The organism is Sphingobacterium sp. WOUb80, assembly GCF_050058145.1.
Lineage (GTDB): Bacteria > Bacteroidota > Bacteroidia > Sphingobacteriales > Sphingobacteriaceae > Sphingobacterium.
Map to the genome: position 1 here is coordinate 4848390 of NZ_CP165617.1, position 20808 is coordinate 4869197.

15 protein-coding genes are annotated in these 20808 nt (G+C 38.9%); 9 read left to right on the forward strand and 6 right to left on the reverse strand.

Features of this window, described 5'->3' with window-relative positions; genetic code table 11:
- The first annotated feature begins 171 nt into the window (after nucleotides 1–171).
- Nucleotides 172–768 (forward strand): ribonuclease HII, encoded by a 597-nt coding sequence (locus tag AB1Z56_RS20110; RefSeq protein WP_309365189.1) that lies wholly within the window; start codon nucleotides 172–174, stop codon nucleotides 766–768.
- Between the two features lie 30 nt (nucleotides 769–798).
- Here AB1Z56_RS20110 and AB1Z56_RS20115 read toward each other — a convergent pair whose 3' ends face one another.
- From AB1Z56_RS20115 to AB1Z56_RS20135, 5 genes are all read right to left on the reverse strand, one after another.
- Nucleotides 799–3279, reverse strand: a complete 2481-nt coding sequence (locus AB1Z56_RS20115; protein WP_426789958.1) for a YfhO family protein — start codon at nucleotides 3277–3279, stop codon at nucleotides 799–801.
- Between the two features lie 323 nt (nucleotides 3280–3602).
- A complete protein-coding gene (locus AB1Z56_RS20120) occupies nucleotides 3603–3923 on the reverse strand; it encodes a YbjQ family protein (RefSeq protein ID WP_046673052.1) in 321 nt (106 codons plus the stop codon).
- A gap of 3 nt (nucleotides 3924–3926) precedes the next feature.
- The gene (locus AB1Z56_RS20125) at nucleotides 3927–4613 is read right to left on the reverse strand and encodes a potassium channel family protein (protein WP_309365183.1); all 687 of its coding nucleotides are present in this window, start codon (nucleotides 4611–4613) and stop codon (nucleotides 3927–3929) included.
- Nucleotides 4614–4722: 109 nt separating this feature from the next.
- Nucleotides 4723–6513 (reverse strand): TrkH family potassium uptake protein, encoded by a 1791-nt coding sequence (locus AB1Z56_RS20130; protein WP_426789959.1) that lies wholly within the window; start codon nucleotides 6511–6513, stop codon nucleotides 4723–4725.
- A 170-nt stretch (nucleotides 6514–6683) separates the two neighbouring features.
- Entirely contained in the window at nucleotides 6684–8579 is a 1896-nt protein-coding gene (locus AB1Z56_RS20135) for a hypothetical protein (RefSeq protein WP_426789960.1), read from the reverse strand.
- 95 nt (nucleotides 8580–8674) lie between these two features.
- On the opposite strand from AB1Z56_RS20135, the gene AB1Z56_RS20140 reads away from it, so the two are divergent.
- Complete coding sequence (locus tag AB1Z56_RS20140; protein WP_426789961.1) at nucleotides 8675–9712, forward strand: hypothetical protein; 1038 nt, start codon at nucleotides 8675–8677, stop codon at nucleotides 9710–9712.
- Entirely contained in the window at nucleotides 9672–12125 is a 2454-nt protein-coding gene (locus tag AB1Z56_RS20145) for a hypothetical protein (RefSeq protein ID WP_426789962.1), read from the forward strand. Before AB1Z56_RS20140 ends, AB1Z56_RS20145 begins: the two co-directional genes overlap by 41 nt.
- Nucleotides 12126–12214: 89 nt before the next feature.
- Here the strand turns inward: AB1Z56_RS20145 and rsgA are convergent, their stop codons facing one another.
- Nucleotides 12215–13135: a ribosome small subunit-dependent GTPase A gene (gene rsgA, locus AB1Z56_RS20150; protein WP_153844524.1), complete on the reverse strand. Its 921-nt coding sequence runs from the start codon at nucleotides 13133–13135 to the stop codon at nucleotides 12215–12217.
- A 106-nt stretch (nucleotides 13136–13241) separates the two neighbouring features.
- Here rsgA and polA point away from each other — a divergent pair, with 106 nt between their 5' ends.
- From polA to AB1Z56_RS20180, 6 genes are all read left to right on the forward strand, one after another.
- Nucleotides 13242–16046: a DNA polymerase I gene (gene polA / locus AB1Z56_RS20155; RefSeq protein ID WP_309365172.1), complete on the forward strand. Its 2805-nt coding sequence runs from the start codon at nucleotides 13242–13244 to the stop codon at nucleotides 16044–16046.
- Between the two features lie 4 nt (nucleotides 16047–16050).
- Nucleotides 16051–17181, forward strand: coding sequence for a toxin-antitoxin system YwqK family antitoxin (locus AB1Z56_RS20160; protein ID WP_313269896.1), 1131 nt, complete (start codon nucleotides 16051–16053; stop codon nucleotides 17179–17181).
- Nucleotides 17182–17205: 24 nt separating this feature from the next.
- Entirely contained in the window at nucleotides 17206–17859 is a 654-nt protein-coding gene (locus tag AB1Z56_RS20165) for a phosphatidylserine decarboxylase family protein (RefSeq protein WP_309365168.1), read from the forward strand.
- Nucleotides 17860–17922: 63 nt separating this feature from the next.
- Complete coding sequence (locus tag AB1Z56_RS20170) at nucleotides 17923–18960, forward strand: sensor histidine kinase (RefSeq protein ID WP_120335232.1); 1038 nt, start codon at nucleotides 17923–17925, stop codon at nucleotides 18958–18960.
- Between the two features lie 90 nt (nucleotides 18961–19050).
- Nucleotides 19051–19698: a DUF47 domain-containing protein gene (locus AB1Z56_RS20175; protein WP_309365165.1), complete on the forward strand. Its 648-nt coding sequence runs from the start codon at nucleotides 19051–19053 to the stop codon at nucleotides 19696–19698.
- Nucleotides 19699–19734: 36 nt separating this feature from the next.
- Nucleotides 19735–20745, forward strand: a complete 1011-nt coding sequence (locus tag AB1Z56_RS20180; RefSeq protein WP_309365163.1) for an inorganic phosphate transporter — start codon at nucleotides 19735–19737, stop codon at nucleotides 20743–20745.
- Nucleotides 20746–20808 lie beyond the last annotated feature (63 nt).

The following is a 20808-nucleotide window of genomic DNA, read 5'->3' on the forward strand; positions in this document are numbered from 1 at the left end:
TTTATTTTGTTAACGAAAATTATTCTAACGTTTTAATAGTCTAGCGCTCTAAATCTTTACAAAAGAAGACATTATTAGTGTTAATTAATGTAAACGGGCGATATTCACACAGAAGTTACAATAGATAACTCTAAATTTATTCGTATTTTCGGCTATTTTAAAGAACTCAACATGCTATTATCATACTATCAGGAACAGTGGATAGAGGCCGGTTGTGACGAAGCGGGAAGAGGCTGTTTGGCCGGACCGGTGTTCGCAGCAGCCGTTATTTTCCCCACAGACTATCACCACGAACTGCTAAATGACTCCAAACAACTTAGTGAGAAAAAAAGGATGGCACTACGCCCCATTATTGAGCGCGAGGCTCTTGCCTATGCCGTTGCGAGTGTCTCAGCAGAAGAAATAGATCGTATAAATATTCATAATGCAAGCTACTTAGCGATGCACAAAGCACTTGATCTCTTAAAGATCAAAGCGGAGTATATTATTGTGGATGGAAATAAGTTTATTCCCTATCAGCAAATCCCACATACATGTATCATCAAGGGAGATGGGAAATATCTGTCGATTGCGGCAGCTTCAATTCTGGCTAAAACCTATCGGGATGAATACATGGACAACATCGCCTTGGATTATCCAGATTACGACTGGCTCAACAACAAAGGGTATCCAACGGTTAAACACCGAACTGCTGTATTGGAATATGGCTCCACACCACATCATAGAAAGAGCTTTAGAATAACAGATCCGCAGCTCAAATTATTCTAAAGCTCAAACAATTCAAAAAAGAAACAGCAACTAAGCCGCTGTTTCTTTTTTATTTCCTCTAAAGGAAAGGTATATCGCAGTTCCTATTCCCAATACAAGAATAATAGACGAGATCAAAGTCAATAGATTACCAAATTTGTGTGACTCAGGATCAAACACAAATTCCACCTTATGCGTGCCCGCAGGCAATTGCAGTGCTCTTAAAATATAATCAGCACGAATAATTGGTGTTTCCTTTCCATCGACATATGCTTTCCAGCCTTTATCATAAAATACTTCAGAAAATACGGCAAACGCATCATTAGCCGCTGTATATTCGTATTGCATTTTATCTGGATGGTAAGAAGTCAGCTTAATCTCCCCTGATGTTGAAGCATTCGAAGTTTTAGCTTTAATCTCATTTTGATATTGTTGATTTACAAAAGCTTCTTTATGCGGATCAAAAGAGCTGATTGCTTGCATTTCTTCAGCATTTCCCTTCACAAAATTTATCTTATCCACAAACCAAGCATTTCCTGCCGCTGTACTTCTCCTTACAATACGTTGCGACTGGTTTTGAGGATCTGTCGTAATCAAATAACGTACGTTGAACATATCCAACACATCTTCATTAAGAGCACCATTAAATTGATTTTCCAGAATTTCCTGGAAACGCATTAATTTTGCAGCATGATATCCACCCAGTGACTTATGAAAATAAGATGGTCGAGCATCCGAGAATGGATCCGAAGTCAGATCAAGCACCCTGTAACTTGGATCTTTATCCATTAAAATCAATTGATCTACCTCCCGTTGTTGGAATACCTGTTGTGCAGTAGCTCCTTTCTCCATAAATGACTTATCATTCAAAAAACGTTTATCTACGCTCCATAAATCAAACAAGAATAAAACGAGTAGGCTACCCAACAGTATGCCTTCGTTTAACTTTTTCTTTAAAAAGATCCAAACGAATCCGAACGTTAAGAGGACAATGAAAAACGAACGATAGGCATCTTTGCTTGCAATATCTTTGCGATCTAAGACCAATTGATTTGCCAATTCGGTCGCAAAGGCTTTATCGCCTATATTATGCTCTAACATTTCTACCAAATTGCTATGCCGCGCATTTCCAAAATTCAAAAATAGATCCGGCATTACAGCAATCAACAGACAGACTCCACCGACTCCAATAAATGTATATAAGATTTTTTTATCCAAATTTGGAATTTCCTTGGCGCGTGTCAAAAGCTCATTGACAGCCAGAATAGCCATCATTGGCACTGTAATGGAAACCACAACAAGAATAGATTCAACAGCCCTAAACTTATTGTACATAGGGAAATAGTCAAAGAACAGATCCGATACGAGTGTAAAGTTTTTCCCGAATGACAAAAGCAACGCTAAAATAGTTGTTGCCAAAATCCACCACTTGAAGCGATCCTTGACAATAACAAGACCCAAAACAAATAGGAAGAAAACTCCAGCACCAAAATACCATGGCCCCGAAGTAAAACGCTTGTCGCCCCAATAGGTTGGCATGCCTTGTGCAAACTGACCAGCTTGAATCTCCGACGCCCCGCCTCGTTCCATTAGGAACTTAGCGACATGTGATTTCTCGTCCAATTGTCCTCCAGTTGAACCACCATAGGCATTGGGAATCAAAAAGGTAATGGTTTCACCAATCCCTTGGCTCCACTCATATGCATATTCTTTATCAAGCCCTTTCTCTTTAGCATTATTGTTATCAACCTTTGTGATATTGGCATGCCCACGCGTACTTAATTTACTATATTCCCAAGTAGGCAATAAAATAGATGCATTTACCATCAAAGCGATGACCACTGCGATAATCTGCCTACCCGAAGCGATAAAAAACCCTTTTAATTGCTTTTGTTTAAGCGCATCTATGAACGTGAAAATCACGTATACCATGAGGACTATTAACAGATAATAGGTTGTCTGTAAGTGATTGACCCGAATTTCCAGCGAAAGAAACAAAGCCAATAAGACAGGTCCCCATAATTTGCTTCCCCGATAACACATAATAACCGCAGCAATCACGGGTGGAATAAATGCGATTGCATTAGCCCTTGTTATATGTCCAGCTTCAATATAAATAAAATTATAGGATGTAAATGCAATGGCTATTGCGCCGACCGCAGCCAGCCAGGGTTTGATTCGTAATACACTAAAGAGGAAATAAGCACCCAACAAATAGAAAAGAACCGTGTCCATTGGGCTTGGAAAGGCAAACTTAACCGCTTTCAGGAAATAAGTACCAATGTTATTTTCATTTTCTTGCCAAATTTGATAGGTCGGCATTCCCCCGAACATGGAATTTGTCCACAAGGGAGCTTTTCCATCCTTTGCTTTAAAATCAAATAACTCCTTTTGTGCCGCCTGCGCCTGTACCACATCCGACTGAGCAAGTGTTTTACCTTGCCAAACAGGAGTAAAATAAAAAAATACGAGCGTAATAAATATCGCAATAACGATCAAATGCGCCGAATTCGCCTTAAACCAATTTTTCATCCGTATAAATTTGTCATTTAAAGGTGATGATGCTATCTATTTTTATCCTGCTATGTGAATGTCCATTTACAACTTATTTTTCAGTCTTAATGAACCCTTTGCACGCGCTTTGTTTAATTACGACAGTCTCATTTACCCTCTTAGGTTGTTTAAAAGTCTTAAAAGCCAAACTTAGATAAATTTGTTTTTATATACAATTATAATTATCGCTCAAATTCCTATTAACAGAAAGTTCACAATAGATTCTAAATCTGGTCGAGCCCTATCATCTCTTTTACACACAAAAAAAGCCCCAATATTATTTAGGGCTTTTCTTGTATAATTTAAGATCTCATTTTTACGGCCGTTCCTGTAGCGCCCACCATCATCATCCCGCCCGTTCCTACTGTTTGAAAGTCTAGTCGGACCCCAACGACAGCATCAGCGCCCAATGCGCGTGCACGGTCTTCAAGCTCACGCAAGGCAGCTTCACGTGTTTCCTGGAATGCACGTTCATAGGAATTGGATCTTCCGCCAAAAAAATCACGAAAACCAGCCATCATATCCTTGATTGCATTCGCTCCCAGAACCACTTCGGAAGAGACTATCCCCAAATAACGTTCAATTTGGTGTCCCTCAATAGTACCTGTTGTTGTCAATAACATATTTTATTCTCCTTTTTGAATTAACTTATTAATATTGGATAGCTCCCCAAAAACAACCAAAATATCACCTTCTTCCATGATCGTTTCCGATGCAGCAATTCCCGAAGCTTCCTTTTGTTCTTTGGTTACACCATCCTTTTTCATTTCTGTAATCTTCACGGTGGTCAACACGATAACCTTGTATAAATTGGTGAGGTTCGCTTCACGTAATGTCATTCCCACATAACGAGTTGGAACTTTAGTCTCCACAATGGAATATTTATCCGAAACCTTAAACGAATCGACAATATCAATATTGTCCAAGCGCATCGCCAATCGCTCAGCAGCCTCTTCTTCAGGCATAATATACTCATTGATTTCCATTGCCTCCAAAACAGTTTTTTGTAGATCTGAAACGATACGCCCAATAATCCGCTTTACTTTCAGTTGCTTTAAGAGGGCAACGGTCATAAGCGAAGCTCCTTCATCTTCTCCAATCGCAACAATGACAGCATGTGCATCCTTAAGAGGTAATGACGAAACTGCTTCTCGATCGGTTGTATCCAGGCATACCGTATGCGTTATCTTATCTTTTAATTGCTCAACGATGCTGAGATTTCGGTCAGCGCCAATCACCTCATGTCCGAGCTCAGTAAGATGCACACCCAATGAACGTCCAAAATGCCCCAATCCTAAAACAATATACTTCATATCTCAAACTAAAATAAATTTACTGTTATTTCCAAGCGTGTTTCCGACTTACAGATTCATATTTCTGATCATCCTATCTTAAAGAAATGAAGACATTTTTCATGTCTACCTAAAATAAGATCTTTTCTTCCGGAAATACAATATTTCTCCGTGTTGTATTTTTAATAAAAGCAACCAGCAGGGTCAACATACCCACACGTCCAACCAGCATGGTTAAGGCAATAATTAATTTCCCACCCATACTGAGTGAGGGCGTAATCCCTAAACTCAACCCACAAGTTGTATAAGCAGATAACGATTCAAAGAGCAATGCTTTCATACTCTTATCCGGATCTGTAAAAATGAGCACAAAAAAGCTGAATCCAACGACGAATAGTGATAACAAAATAATAGCAAAAGCCTTGTTAACAGACTCGCCGGCTATTCTCCTTTTAAAAATTTCGATATATTCTTTTCCCTTAGCCAGAGAAATAATGTTCAATAGTGAAACAGCAACAGTAGTTACCTTGACCCCTCCGCCAGTAGATCCGGGAGAGGCCCCGACCCACATCAGAAGCATAACCAAAAAAACAGTCGGTGCCCCGATAAAACTCAAATCAACACTATTGTAGCCTGCCGAGCGTGCCGCATTAGCCATAAAAAAGGAAGTCGCCCATTCACCATTGATTCCCTTTTCAAGAGAAAGTGTGTTCCCTCGCTCCAAAAAATAGAAAAATAAAGTTGCACTTACAATAATGATTGCATTACAGGCCAACACCAACTTGGAATTAAAGCTAAAGCTCCATGCTTTGTGCTTATAGTTTTTCTTTGTGATCCATCGGTGATAATAAAGCAATATGGATTCTTTAATATACGTGTAAAAATTCAATACAATTCCAAAACCCAAACCTCCTAGTATAAAAAGCGAGGATAGCGCCAGTTGGAAGGGGTAATTGAATTTATAAGCTTCATTGGTAATTCCTCCAGATAAAATCGAAAATCCGGCATTACAGAATGAGGAAATAGAATGAAAGATCGAAAAGAAAACCATACTCCCCAGATTTGGAAAATTAGCGCTCTCCAAAGTACTAAAGATCAGTATCGCTCCAAGAAATTCAAACAGCAGCGTAATAAAAATCATGGTCAATAAGGTTTTAATGACGGAGGCAACCTTATTCTCACCTAAAATTTCACCAAACATCAATTGATTTTTAAAAGAGAATCCACCCGAGAAAAAATAGCCAAAAAAACCTGTAAATGTCATAATACCCAATCCTCCAACCTGTATCAAGACAATGACCACAGTCTGTCCGAACATGCTAAAATTGGTTGAAATGTCGGCGACCGACAAGCCCGTGATACAAACAGCACTTGTTGCCATAAATAAGGCATCTACAAAACTTAACGGAGCTTCTACGGTGGTGCGCGGCAGCATCAGCAATACTGTGCCGAGCAGGATAAGAACCAGAAAACTAATGACAAATAATATCGTCGGATTAAAATAAAAATTGTCAAAGAAAAGCGTGCTCTTTGATAGCTCCGCGATAAAAATAAGATAGATTCCAAGATAAACCCACTGTTCTCTTGAAAAAACAGAGAGCGCTCCAAATCCTGCAAAACGCGCAATAAGAATAAATACAAAGTAAATGAGGATAACCAAGCCCGCGTAATGCTCTACAGCAATTTTTTTGAGAGCGTAAATGGACGATGACTCGCGAAGAGCAATCATGAAAAAGAGCACAAAGAAAAGATAATGAATCGTTTTACCCAGCAATTTACCCAATGCGGGATCAGTGACATAGCCCACATTAAAAATAACGATTGCAGCGCAAATCATGCTCACATAGAACATGATCTTGTCTACAAGTCCATTTTTATATTTGAAAACAAATCGGATAAAACTTAAAATCGAATCTATCATAATGTCTCAAACTAAGATAAATCTGTCAATAAATGCAAATCTATCTTCGTTGTATTTTTTTGCGCGCTGACTAAACCTACAAGGAGGATTTATAAATACACTTCCTCAGCAGGTTCTCAAAAATAGGGGCAACAGCATCAACCGGTAACCTTTCCACGTGAAACGGCCCCTCAATTTCCCGTTCCTTCTTTCTCAAGTTCCTTTTCAGCTTTTTCGCGATCACGCTTCCGTTTCTCTTCAATCTTTGCAGCCTCTTTGGCCTCATCTTCTTTTTCTTCCTTCAGCAATTCCTCGGGAGTTTTATGCTTCTTAAATATACTTGAAATCATTTTCTTGGCCTTGCTGACTCCACTAACCACTTTTTCAACTTTTCCAGCCGTATTCATCAGTTTAGCTTCCCGCTCTGGACCAAGGCCGACACATTGCTTAATTCCAACCAATAAAGTCTGCCACATTGCTTTAAAAAACGGATGATTAGGATCCCGGCGCCTGTTAATATGTCCTATCGTATATTTACCATATAAATCCGGATTGCCAGGGTTGAACAACACCTGATTAATCATAAAAGACAGCAAGCCCTTCTTCTCCCGACGACCATCATCACCTGCCTCTGACAGGATATTAACTTTGAGGTCGTCATAATCCATTTTAAAGGTTCCTTTACTACGGTAATCGTTAGCCCAAATGTCAAATGTAATCTGACTAAGATTGCCTGACTTAACTTCAACATTTAACAATGGACGAATCATTTTATTAACGACTGTTAGATCCATTTTCCCAAGTGTGCCCTTATAAGTGTAGGCTCCAACTTTAGAGGTCATATCAAAAACAAAGTTGGTAGAAAGCTTTCCTGCATTCATAAAATTGCTACTCAAATTCGCACGCATCAGCTTCTGCTTAAGCAATTTTGTCGAATCATTTGTAACATTCAATATTGTACCATAGGTGTGATCAAAAGTAATGGTCCCAATCTGACTATACTCATCACTCATTTCAGAATACGCAATTCCTATATTATCTAAAATCAATGAATCAATTCCCAATCGTGTCGACATTTGCATTAGTTTCATATGCGGAGAATTTCCAATCTGACTGGTTGGAGGGCTCTTATAATGCTTATCACTGTAAATTGAAAGTGAGCCATTTTTTAAGCGTGCATTTTGCGCATATATTTTCTTATCCCGGGAAAGCTCGGCGAAATTGAATCCCGTCAAAAGAAGTGTGTCCATTTTCAGCACCATATAGCTCCCACCTTCTCCTTTCTTCCGGTAATAAGCCGCTTTATTCAGCGTCGGCTGATAAGCAACTTTGGTCAAGAGGACATTGCGATTTTTACTGTTGATTTTCAACTGATCAAAGTTTACTTTATAAAACCCATCCGGAGTTGTATAGGTAAACCCTGGCACCTCAATATCGATCATTTTCGTATGATAAAAGCGCTGTTTGTCATGCTCAGAAGTCGAATCGATCAAAACATCATCTATCCGGACCTTGACCTTCTTGACTTCGAAATCTTGATAAACCCCTTTTTGGACTTGCGTATATTTAAAATCGATGTCATTCAAATTGACGGCTCGCACCTGAATTTTTTTCAGATTATCTTTTATCTTTTCATACAGTGGTTTTTTAGGCCCTCTACTCACCGTATCATTATAACGGTGCACCTCATTAATAACATGAATTGTTGGTTTTTCAACGGTGATATCATGCAAAAAAAGCTCTTTATCCATCAATACTCTTCGGATACCAAAACTTTTTATTTTTAACCTATTTACAGTGATTTCAAAGCGATTGTCGGGTGCTTTTCTGACCAGCTCCAACTTTTTATATACGGAGCTGTCTGACACGAGATGCAGATTGTCTATTGTGATATTACCTAATAATAGGTTGACGTGGATATCGTCGTATTTAATAGCATACAAATTGTCCGTTGCTTGAGACACCAGCTGCTTGATTTTTGTATCTAAAAGTGGTTTCCACTTATTACTAAAATACCAAATACCCCCAGCCAATGCCAGTAGGATAAACGCTACAATACCAAGAATCCATTTGAAAATAGGCTTCATAAAGTCACAATCTCTTTGTAATTTCGTCTTTATTTTATTGAATAACAAACAAAATTAAGCCCATTTTGTTTGATTTACGACTAAATAAAGTGAATATGCTCCGTAAAACACAACTATTTTTATTTCTTGTACCGCTATCTCTACTTTTTTTAGGTTCTTGCACCAAAACAAAGCATGAAACAGGCTTCTATTTCTGGAAGACAGTATTCCAGTTAGATACCGTAGAAAGCCGCTCTTTAAAAGAAATTGACGCAAAATCTATTTATGTCCGCATCATGGATATTGATTTCGATCCATCCGGTGTACAAGCCGTCCCTATTAGCCCAATTACATTTACGCAACCTGTCCCCAAAGAACAGCAGTTGATTCCTGTCGTATTTGTCAACCAACGTATTTTTGCAGAAATGGATAGCCTGCAGATCAGAGGACTGGCCAATAAAATTGTTCCTTTTGTGACTGCTAAAATCCAACAAGCCGGCAAAGAAAAATTTACAGAACTCCAACTGGACTGCGATTGGACAAAGACATCCCGTGATAAATTTTTCTACTTGCTCACCTATTTACAGCAATTACCAGCATTAAAAGATGTGGTCGTGAGTTCTACGCTGCGGCTGCACCAAATCAAAAATACGGTCACGAGCGGAATTCCGCCTGTGAAAAAAGTAATGTTGATGTGTTACAACATGGGAAATCTCAGACAATTTGGCAATCAGAACTCCATTTTAAATCAACAGGACCTTAAGACCTACCTAAGCGGAACATTACGCAACTATCCCATGGAAATGGATATTGCATTACCGCTATTTCAATGGTTTGTCGTTTTCAGAAATAATAGTTACATCGGTATTTCAAAACATATCAACGAAGAGGATATTAAAAACTCGTCATTGTTTACCCATAATCCCAATACGAACCTCTATTTTCTAACAAATGATCTCCCAAAAGCAAATCTTAAAAAAGGAGATGTTATACGTTTTGAATCCATCAATCAGGAAGAACTCCTACAAACGGCAAAATTTTTGAAGGGAGAGCTGAAAGGAAAAGAACACCGGATTATTTTTTATCATTTAGATCAAGCTACACTAGCAAACCATGGCAATGCCGAATTACAAAAAATTATTGCTGCTTTCTAGCACTACATTAGCTTTCTTCTTTGGGGAGATTGCAACGAATATCGCTTGTGGTCCCGAAGTGGATCCTTACGACAATCAAACGACATATTATCTCCCCAATCTGGAGGACAATGGATTTTCTGCCTTTCAATTCATCCCCTACCAATTTCTCTATTCGGAGGAAGCACCAGTCAAAGAAAGTTTAATCAATGCCGAAACCTGGGCTAAGCACCTCGGTTCACAGGTCAAGGCTAAGGATGTCGAACAATTGATGTACAATAGCAACGATGCAACCGCTAATTTAGCGAGCAATCAACAAAAGTCAGCTTGGACCAACCTCCCCGATTCCATTCGAGGAAATACGTTCTTAAGCACATTGATTGATGGAAAACATGAAGCTGAACGCGCTTATTTTATGTTCACCAAAAAGCAAGAACCCATCACGAATATTCAACATAACTATTGGGATCCGGATACCCGAAATTTCAAAGAAATTACTCAATTTGCTGAACTCGCTGAACAGCAGATCTCCAAGTACCCCAAAAATAGCTTTCTCTATATCCGTTATGCTTATCAAGCCGCCCGTTTATATCTATTTGGACAGGAATACGCCAAGAGCATGACGATCTATGAAAAGTACCTGCAATCCGCTAAGGGAGATGAAGCCATCCTCAATTGGGCATTATCCAACTACGCTGGCGCTGTCCGCAAAAATGGTGATCCAGCAAGGGCTGCTTATCTATTTTCCAGATTATTCACAGCCAGTCCGGAAAGGCGCATCCTCGCGTATTCTAATTTCCATTATATCACAGCCAGTGATGCTGAGATATTTCAATATGCAAAAAATGATGCAGATCGATTCAATATCAATGCTATCATAGGCTTTGGCACAAGTGACTATGCCCTGAAATATTTGAGCGACTGCTATCAGCTCGATCCTGCCAATACCGTAAATGCCGTACTATTGGGACGCGAAGTCAATAAGATAGAAACAGAAATGAACGAGTCTTTTTACCTCAGTAGCGATAATTATAATTACTACAGTAAAAATGACGATAAAGGAAAGGTTAAACTACATCTGGATTCTCTCCGCAATTTTGCCCTAAAACTTTATCGCGACAAAAAATATGTTCAACCCCAATTGGGCCTTATTACTGCTGCCTACCTAAGCTGGATGAATAAGGAAAATACGTTAGCAAAAGAATACCTTTCCGAAATAAAAGAGACTGACCTCAGTCCAAAATTGATTGATCAGCTGCAAATTACCCGACTGCTCACACAATTAACTGACTGGCAAAGCAGTAAACAGCTAGATGAAGTTCAATTGACCAAAACGCTATCTTGGTTAGAAGAAAAAGCAAAACTTGATGGTAAAGAAGATATCCGCAAACAAAATTGGGGATATAGTGCTTTTGAATATAGCAACTATAGTTTAATCTGCCGGAATATTCTACAAAATCTTGTCGTAAAACACTATTTAAGTACACAAGATACCGCTATGGCTAGTTTAGCTGCTGTAAAGGCGGATGCCTTTTACAACTATGGCTTTGTGAAAGACTCTTTGGAAGATAATATGCAGTGGACAACAATGCACTTCTGGGAAAATAGCCTTACACCTAAAACGCTGTTAAAAATAAGAAATTTACTGTCGGACAATTCCCAACAGAATACCCTATCTAAATTCTTATTGAAGGATATCAAACATTTCAATAAAGATTATCTTACAGAATTACTGGGTACAACCTACCTACGCGAACTGGATTTCCAAAAAGCCGCAAAAACTTTAGCGGGACTTCCTAAAGACCATAAAATAAAAGAAATTAAAAACTGGTACGATGCGGATGAAAGCGATATTACACCGAATCCATTTATTGTTACGATAAATGATTATCCCAAAAAATATGGTAAAGAGTCCACCACTAAGCTAAAATATGCCGAACGCATGGCACGCTTGGAAAATGCCATAAAAACGGAAAAGAACAACCAGAAAAAAGCCGAGTATTATTTCCAAATGGCCACAGGTATCTATCAGACAAGTACCTATGGAAATGCTTGGTCCCTGGTGTCCTATGATTGGTCGTCCACAGACAACCACGCAGCTTCGACACTCCATTGGCAACGAAATTATCTACAGACCAAATCTGCAAAAGAATGGTACAGCAAAGCGCGTACGCTGAGCACAGACAAAGAGTTCAAAGCGAAATGTACCTTTATGCTTGCCAAATGCGAGCAGAAAGATTTTGTCTATACCAATGAATCGCGTTGGCAATACTATGACTCGCCATTAAAGAATCCTTTCTATCGTTTTTCGATGCAAAATAAATACTTCAAAGAATTGAGCACACAATATAAGGATACGCCTTTCTTTACAATCGCTTCGCGGGAGTGTACCTATCTCCGTGATTTTTTAAATTTAACACAAGCGATACATTAAGGGCTTCATCCTATCTCGCTTTACAAAAAATAGCGCCTTCTTGATGTAAGAAGGCGCTATTTTTTTATATAGATTAAGATTTATATAAGTTAAGATCTACTATCCTCATTATGATATATACTGAGGTAGCTATCGTAGCGCGAACTCTCAATAGAGCCTTCTTCCACAGCCTCCATAATGACACAACCGGGTTCATTGATATGCCTGCAATTATGAAATCGACATTGATTCATCAACGCGCGCATCTCTGGAAAAAAATGAGATAGCTCCTGTTTTTCTATATCGACAATTCCCAACTCACGAATACCAGGCGTATCAATTAACTTGCCTCCAAAAGGAAGATCAAACATTTCAGCAAAAGTAGTTGTATGCTTTCCTTTGTCGGACCAGTCGGAGATTTCACCAGTTTTCAACCCATATTCAGGAACGATTGCATTGATCAACGTTGATTTACCAACTCCGGAATGGCCTGATACCAAGGTTATTTTATCTTTAAGCAGCTGCTTGACAACATCGATATTGGTACCAGTTAACGCGGAAACCTCGAAACAGGGGTAACCAATATGTTCATAAATAGCTTTATAATCTGCCAATATCTCCAATCCTTCATCACTAAAAAGATCCAATTTATTGAAAATAATTACGGCAGGAATTCCATAAGCCTCTGTTGTTACTAGAAAGCGATCGATAAAACCTAATGATGTTGGCGGCGAGGCAAGTGTCACCACTAAAAAAGCCTGATCCAGGTTTGCTCCGATAATTTGTGTTTGCTTGGACAGATTGACGGATTTTCGAATGATATAATTTCGACGAGGTTCCAGTTCGTGAATGACCGCACTTTCCTGATCAGGTTCCACATCAAAATGTACCCAATCACCCACAGCAACAGGATTAGTCGTTTTTATTCCTTTGGTACGAAACTTTCCTTTGATACGACAATCGTACCTTTTTTCATCTTCACCCAAAACTTGATACCAACTACCTGTCGATTTAGTTACCAGTCCTCTCATAAATCCTGTTGCATTAAATGTGTCATAGCACAAAAATCGGAAAAATTTATTAAACTTACCCTTTGATGAATTTCTTACCTTTGTAAGGAGACTAAAATTCAATTTTGTGAAAAAACTATTTCTTCTAGATGGAATGGCTCTCATATATAGAGCTTATTTTGCATTGAGCAAAACTCCCCGAATTACCTCAACAGGGTTAAATACAGGAGCAATCATGGGATTTACCAATACCCTATTGGACGTATTGAAAAATCAGCAACCTTCCCACATAGCAGTAGTGTTCGACACAGCGGCACCTACCGCTCGGCATATTGAATTTGAAGCTTATAAAGCACATCGTGAGAAAATGCCTGAGGACCTTGCAGCCTCTATCCCCTATATAAATCGTTTAATAGAAGGTTTCAATATCCCGGTTATCACAATGGATGGGTACGAAGCCGATGATATTATTGGCACGTTGGCAAAAAAAGCTGAAAAGCAAGATTTCCAGGTCTATTGCATGACACCCGATAAAGATTTTGGGCAACTTGTGTCTGAAAATATCTTTATCTACAAACCTGCCCGCATGGGCAATGGAGCAGAAGTACAAGGTGTCAAAGAGATTCTTGAAAAATGGGAAGTTTCTGATGTTTGCCAGGTCATCGATATCCTCGGACTTTGGGGGGACGCTGTAGACAATATCCCTGGTATCCCTGGTATAGGAGAAAAAACAGCGAAAAAACTTGTTCAGGAATACGGATCTGTCGAAGGCATTATAGCTAACGCGGACCAACTCAAAGGAAAAATGCGCGAAAACGTAGAGAATTTTGCTGAACAAGGGCTTATCTCCAAAAAATTAGCCACCATTTTATTGGATGTGCCAATTGACCTCGATGAAAAATCGCTAGAACTGGAAGATCCAAACAAAGAAATTCTTGAACCGCTATTTGCAGAACTAGAATTCAGAACACTTGGAAAGCGGGTTTTCGGTGAAGATTTCTCCGTTCTTGACAAAAGCGCCCCCACAAGTGGACAAATGGATTTATTTTCTACAACAGTAACTACGGTGACAACAACAGAAGTTATTACTGAAGAAGTAATCGTCGAAAATACTGCAATAAATAACATCCATAATACAGCACATGAGTATGCTTTGGTCGATACCCGAGAAAAGCAAGTAGAGCTTGCCCAGCAACTTGCTTCTTTAGACAGCTTCTGCTTCGACACAGAAACAACAGGTCTAGATGCCAACCTTGCAGATATTGTTGGGCTTTCATTTTCCTTCGAAAATACTAAGGCCTATTATATTCCGACACCAGCCGACCGCGATGGAGCACAGGCTGTAGTCGATATTTTCAAGGCTGCGCTTGAAAACCCAGACATCGAAAAAGTGGGACAAAATATTAAATATGATATTTTGTTGTTGGCGCGTTATGGAGTAAAAGTACAAGGCACGCTATTTGACACCATGCTTGCACATTATCTGATTGATCCAGATACCCGTCACGGAATGGATGTACTCGCAGAAAATTACCTGAATTACAGCCCGGTATCAATCACCGAACTTATCGGTGAAAAGGGAAAGAAACAAGGGAATATGCGTGACGTTGAAATTGAAAAAATAAAAGAATATGCTGCCGAAGATGCAGACATTACCCTGCAGCTAAAAAATGTATTTCAACCTCTTCTTGTCGAGACTAACACCATACAGCTCGCGCAGGATGTGGAATTCCCATTAGTATATATACTTGCTGAAATTGAACGAAACGGTGTAAAAATAGATGTTCCGGCACTTGAAGAGTTTTCAAAAACATTGGAGCAGGACATTAAAAATCTCGAGGAATCCATCTTTGAGAAAGCAGGCGTAAATTTCAATATTGCATCCCCTAAACAATTGGGAGAAGTCTTATTCGATAAGCTACAACTGGATCCTAAAGCTAAAAAAACAAAAACGGGACAATATAAAACAGGTGAAGATGTGTTATTAGCGTTGGCTCATAAATCAGATATCGTCCAAGATATCTTGAACTTTAGGCAAATGCAAAAACTCAAATCAACCTATGTTGATGCGCTACCTGAGTTGATAAACCCCGAAACAGGGCTTATCCATACTTCCTACAATCAAGCGGTTGCCGCAACAGGCCGACTAAGCTCAACCAATCCGAACCTGCAAAATATCCCGATCCGTACTGAGCGGGGTAGAGAAGTCAGAAAAGCTTTTATCCCACGGTCTGAAGGCAACGTGATCCTCTCGGCCGATTATTCGCAAATTGAACTTCGCTTGATTGCCGAGCTGAGTAAAGACCAAAATATGATGGACGCATTTAGCCAAGGTCATGATATCCACCGCGCAACAGCCGCGAAAGTATATCATATGGATTTTGATGCTGTTACTTCTGAACAACGTCGAAACGCGAAAGCTGTCAACTTCGGCATTATTTATGGTCAATCGGCATTTGGCCTTTCTCAAAATCTGGGTATTTCACGTAAAGAAGCGTCCGATATCATTAATGAATATTTTAACCAGTATACTGGGATCAAAAAATACATGAGTGATGCCATCGAATTTGCAAAAGAGAATGGTTATGTTGAAACAATTCTAAAACGCAGACGTTATCTCAGAGATATCAATTCAGCAAACATGACTGTTCGTGGATTTGCTGAACGAAACGCCATCAATGCGCCGATTCAAGGTTCAGCTGCAGATTTAATCAAACTGGCTATGATCGCTATTCAAAAAGAAATTGAGCAACAGGGATTATCTGGCAAAATGATCATGCAAGTACATGATGAATTGGTTTTTGACGTGCCTAAACAGGAGGTCGAAGCATTCAAAGAAATTATTCTAGCTAAAATGACCAATGCGATTAAAACAAATGTCCCATTGGTTGTAGAAATTGGAGAAGGCAAAAATTGGTTAGAAGCACACTAATATTATGATTAGAAAACTCATTCATATCCTGTTATTATTTTCTGTGTGTAGTTTTACAAATCTATATGCACAGGATGAAAAACCCGTATTCTATGAAAAATTAGACCAGGGACTGATTCGCTTTTACTTTGACAAATATTATTATTTAGCTGCTAAAGATTGTGAGTTCAAAACGATCGAGCGCGTAAGCAAGTTTGATTTTGCAAAGCAAGTTTTTGATGGTGAGTTTCGTGATTTTGCACCAAATGGAGCGAGAATACTCGTTGGTTCCTATAAAGATGGTAAAAAAGAAGGCTTATTTCAGGCCTTCCACCCGAATGGAGTGTTGAAATGGGAAGTAAATTTCCAAAACAACTATCCGGCTGGCGACTGGAAATATTACTACCCAGATGGAAAGCCCCTATTAACGATTACATATAATGAGCAAGGTTATTTTATCAAAGACTATTGGGACAACAGAGGGAAACAGGAGGTCATGAATGGCGAAGGTAACTATGAATTTTCGATTCCATTTGAAGGCTTTACGGAGTTCGGTTTTGATTTCTATTTACGTAAAGGAAAAGTAAAAAATGGCCGGCCTCAGGGAAACTGGAACACCTATTTTTATAATGTAGGTCAGCAACCAATTTACGCCATGACACAACGCTTTGCAAATGGTGTTCTCACAACAACCTATGATGACAATGGAGACCTGAATAATGAAGATTTCATGTCACTAAGCATCCTACCATATGATTATTTTACCCGAGCAGAGCTGTTTAACGGCAAGTCTTGCAGTTTTGATGACTATTCCAATTTTTATGCTTTCGTCGCAAAACGCTTTAATGACAGGCTGAATAAAACAGGGCTAGACATCACCAAACAGGTTAATTTTTCTTACCTCGTGGAAGTAAAAAAAAGCGGAATGGCTGGTCTAAAGAACTTCAAGTTAATATCAGATTCGGAAAACGAACCTTTCGATGGCATTTTGAGCCGTATTGCGAAAAGTATTGACTTCTATTTCCCGACGTATAAAGACAATCAGCCTCAAGACGACCTCATCAGAGTATCTGGCGGAATCACACAGGGTAGTGACGGAAAAATCTATACCCATTCAATTAAAATCGAAAGACAAATAGACAATTCGAGTAAATAATTATCTTTGCAGAAATAAATAGATATGAAATTTCATAAAGAAGGATACACCACATTAGCAATCGCTGTACTTTTTATCTTCATTATCAATGCCGTTGCGGATTATTATGATGCTCCGCAATACGCCAAATGGTTTATTTATGCGCTATCCGCATTCCTATTCATTACAGTTGTTCAATTTTTCAGAAGCCCCAAAAAAGTGGTCAACCCGCAGGATGGCCTGATTCTTTGTCCAGCAGATGGAAAAGTTGTTGTTATCGAAGAAACAGAGGAAAATGAGTATTTCCACGATAAGCGGATACAGGTGTCTATATTTATGTCTCCTGTCAATGTGCATGTCAACAGAAACCCAATCAGTGGTTTAGTCACATTCTTTAAATACCATCCTGGCAAATTTCTAGTGGCCTGGCACCCCAAATCATCTACCGATAACGAAAGAACAACAGTCGTTGTCAAAGATAAGGCAGGACGAGAGGTTCTTTTCCGCCAGATTGCAGGAGCGCTAGCACGCCGAATCGTATGGTATGTCAAAGAAAAAGACGAAGTCGTACAAGGCAATGAGTTTGGTTTTATCAAATTCGGTTCACGCGTAGATTTATTTCTTCCTTTAGGAACTGAAATCAATGTTAACATTGGTGATAAGGTTACTGGAGCAAAAACGATTATCGGAAAATTTTAACAATTTATTAATATCATTATAAGTAACTTAGGCTCCAAATCAGGGGCCTTTTTTATTCTGCAAATGAATTTTAGACAATTACTACTGGCAAACTCCGCAGCTGTCGGCATTGCAATATCTACGATCAGCTTTTATTATAAACATGACCTACAGACAGCGCTGATCATTTTCTTTGTTGCTGTGGTAACGAGTTTCCTCCTATTTAACTATCTATTTGAAAAATATATATATCGCAGACTCAATACGATGTATAAACTAATTCATAATCTCAAACTTGGCAAGGATCTCAAAGATGCTATTGGAGAACATGTCAGTGAAGATCCCATAACAGATGCAGAAAACGAAGTCAAGGCCTGGGCAAAAGACAAAAAAAATGAGATAGAGCAATTAAAATCACAAGAAAAATTCCGCAGAGAGTTTTTATCCAACATTTCTCATGAATTCAAAACGCCGCTATTTGCTACCCAAGGTTATATAGAGACCTTGCAGGATGGCCTTATGGAAGAAGACATGGAAATGGCCAAAAACTTCTTAGATAAGGCTGCCCGAAATCTAGACCGACTAAACTACCTGATCCAGGATCTTGATGAAATATCCAAACTGGAATCTGGAAAAATGGTCCTGAATATAGAGAAATTTGATATCGTTGACCTCATCAAAGATACCACCTACTCTCTTGAAGACAAAGCTAAACAGCACAATATCAAAATAGAATTCAAACCCAAAGCGGGTACACCACATTGGGTTAAAGCAGACCGCAATAAAATCCACCAGGTATTATACAATCTGATCGACAATTCCCTTAAATATGGAAAAGAAGGTGGAACGACGAAAATTAAGATTTTCCCACTATTTGAACAGGTTCTCATCGAAATTACCGATGATGGTTATGGTATTGAAGAAAAAAATCTCAGCCGTGTATTCGAGCGCTTTTTCCGAACTGATAAGAGTCGATCACGCGATATCGGAGGATCAGGATTAGGATTAGCTATCGTAAAGCATATTGTCGAAGCACATCAGCAAAACGTCAATGTCCGTAGTACAGAAGGCATTGGAACAACATTTGGCTTTACTTTACAAAAAGTTCAGTCGGGAAATTAAACAATTGATGACACTTTTGTGTTTAAACAAAACCAATGTTAACATTAACTTAACATTAAGGTATTATTTTTGCAAAAATAAATTTAAGATATGTCTTTAAATAGCATTTTTCAATACTTCGTTCCAAAGGACAAAAAATTCTTCCCTTTGTTTGAACAAGCCGGCAACAACTTGATCGAGATGTCAAAGTTGTTAAAAGATATTGTTAACTCAAGCAACCCTGAAAAGAAAAAGGAATTAACACGCAAAGTAGAAGATTTGGAACATAAAGGCGACAACATCACGCATCAAATTCATTTGGAGCTGGGAAAGAACTTTATCACTCCTTTTGACCGCGAAGATATACACTCTTTAGCAAGCTCATTGGACGATGTCGCAGATTTTATACACGGTGCCGCCAATAGAATGGACCTTTACAAGGTTGAAAAGGCCACTGAACCAATGATTGAAATTGCTGACTTACTGGTTGAAGCTACCGAACATGTATCAAAAGCTATTCATGAGCTTAGAGACTTAAAAAATATCCGCAATATTACGGACTCATGTGTTCGTATCAATAGTGTAGAAAACAAAGCGGATTATATTTTTGATAAAGCTGTAGCCGACCTTTTTGAATTTGAAAAAGATGCAATTTCATTAATTAAACACAAAGAAGTGTTATCTGCAATGGAAGATGCAACCGATAAATGTGAGGATGTTGCTAACGTATTAGAAAGCATTCTAGTTAAAAACGCATAATCATTCGATTTAAGTGCACAAAAATTCTACGAGATTATGATGTCAACATTACTCGTTGTTGTGATTGTCCTTGCGATTGCTTTTGACTACATCAATGGATTCCATGATGCAGCCAATTCCATTGCGACAGTTGTATCAACAAAAGTCTTAACGCCAGCAATGGCCGTTTTATGGGCTGCGATATTCAACTTTGCAGCTTACTTCTACTTTACGGATCATAAAGTAGCCAATACCATTGCAAAAACAGTATTGGAAGAATACATTACCTTAGAGGTTATTTTTGCTGGATTGCTTGCAGCAATTGGCTGGAATCTATTTACATGGTACTATGGTGTACCATCAAGTTCATCCCATACACTTATTGGAGGTTTTGCAGGATCAGGTATGGCGTACGCATTTATTCTTGGCGCAGACCCTATTCACGCAATCAATATTGATGCTACTTTAAAGATCATTGCTTTTATCGTACTCGCTCCTATTATAGGTATGACGATATCAGTCATCATCACACTTATTGTTATTAATTTAGCTAAAAAATCACGACCAAGTGTTGCCGAAAAATGGTTCAAGATCTTACAATTGATCTCTTCTGCTGCTTTGAGTTTCGCTCATGGGGGTAATGATGCGCAAAAGGTCATGGGTATCATCCTTGTAGCTATGGTTGCTGGAGGTTATGTCCCAACGACTGAACACATGCCCGAATGGATTCCATTGACTTGTTATGCCGCTATTTCGGCAGGAACAATGAGCGGTGGATGGAAAATTGTCAAAACAATGGGAACCAAGATCACAAAAGTAACTCCATTGGAAGGTGTTTGTGCTGAATCTGCGGGAGCTGTAACATTGGGCATCACAGAACATTTTGGAATCCCGGCTTCAACAACGCATACCATTACAGGTGCTATTATCGGTGTTGGCGTTGTAAAACGTGTATCGGCAGTACGCTGGGGGGTTACAATCAGCCTGTTATGGGCTTGGATATTGACAATTCCAGTTTCAGCTTTGCTGGGTGGATTGTCGTTATTGGTCGTACATTATTTGCTTTAGAAAAAAAAACCTTAATTTTTTTCTTAAACCTATTGAAACAAAACAAAAATTTGGTACTTTCGT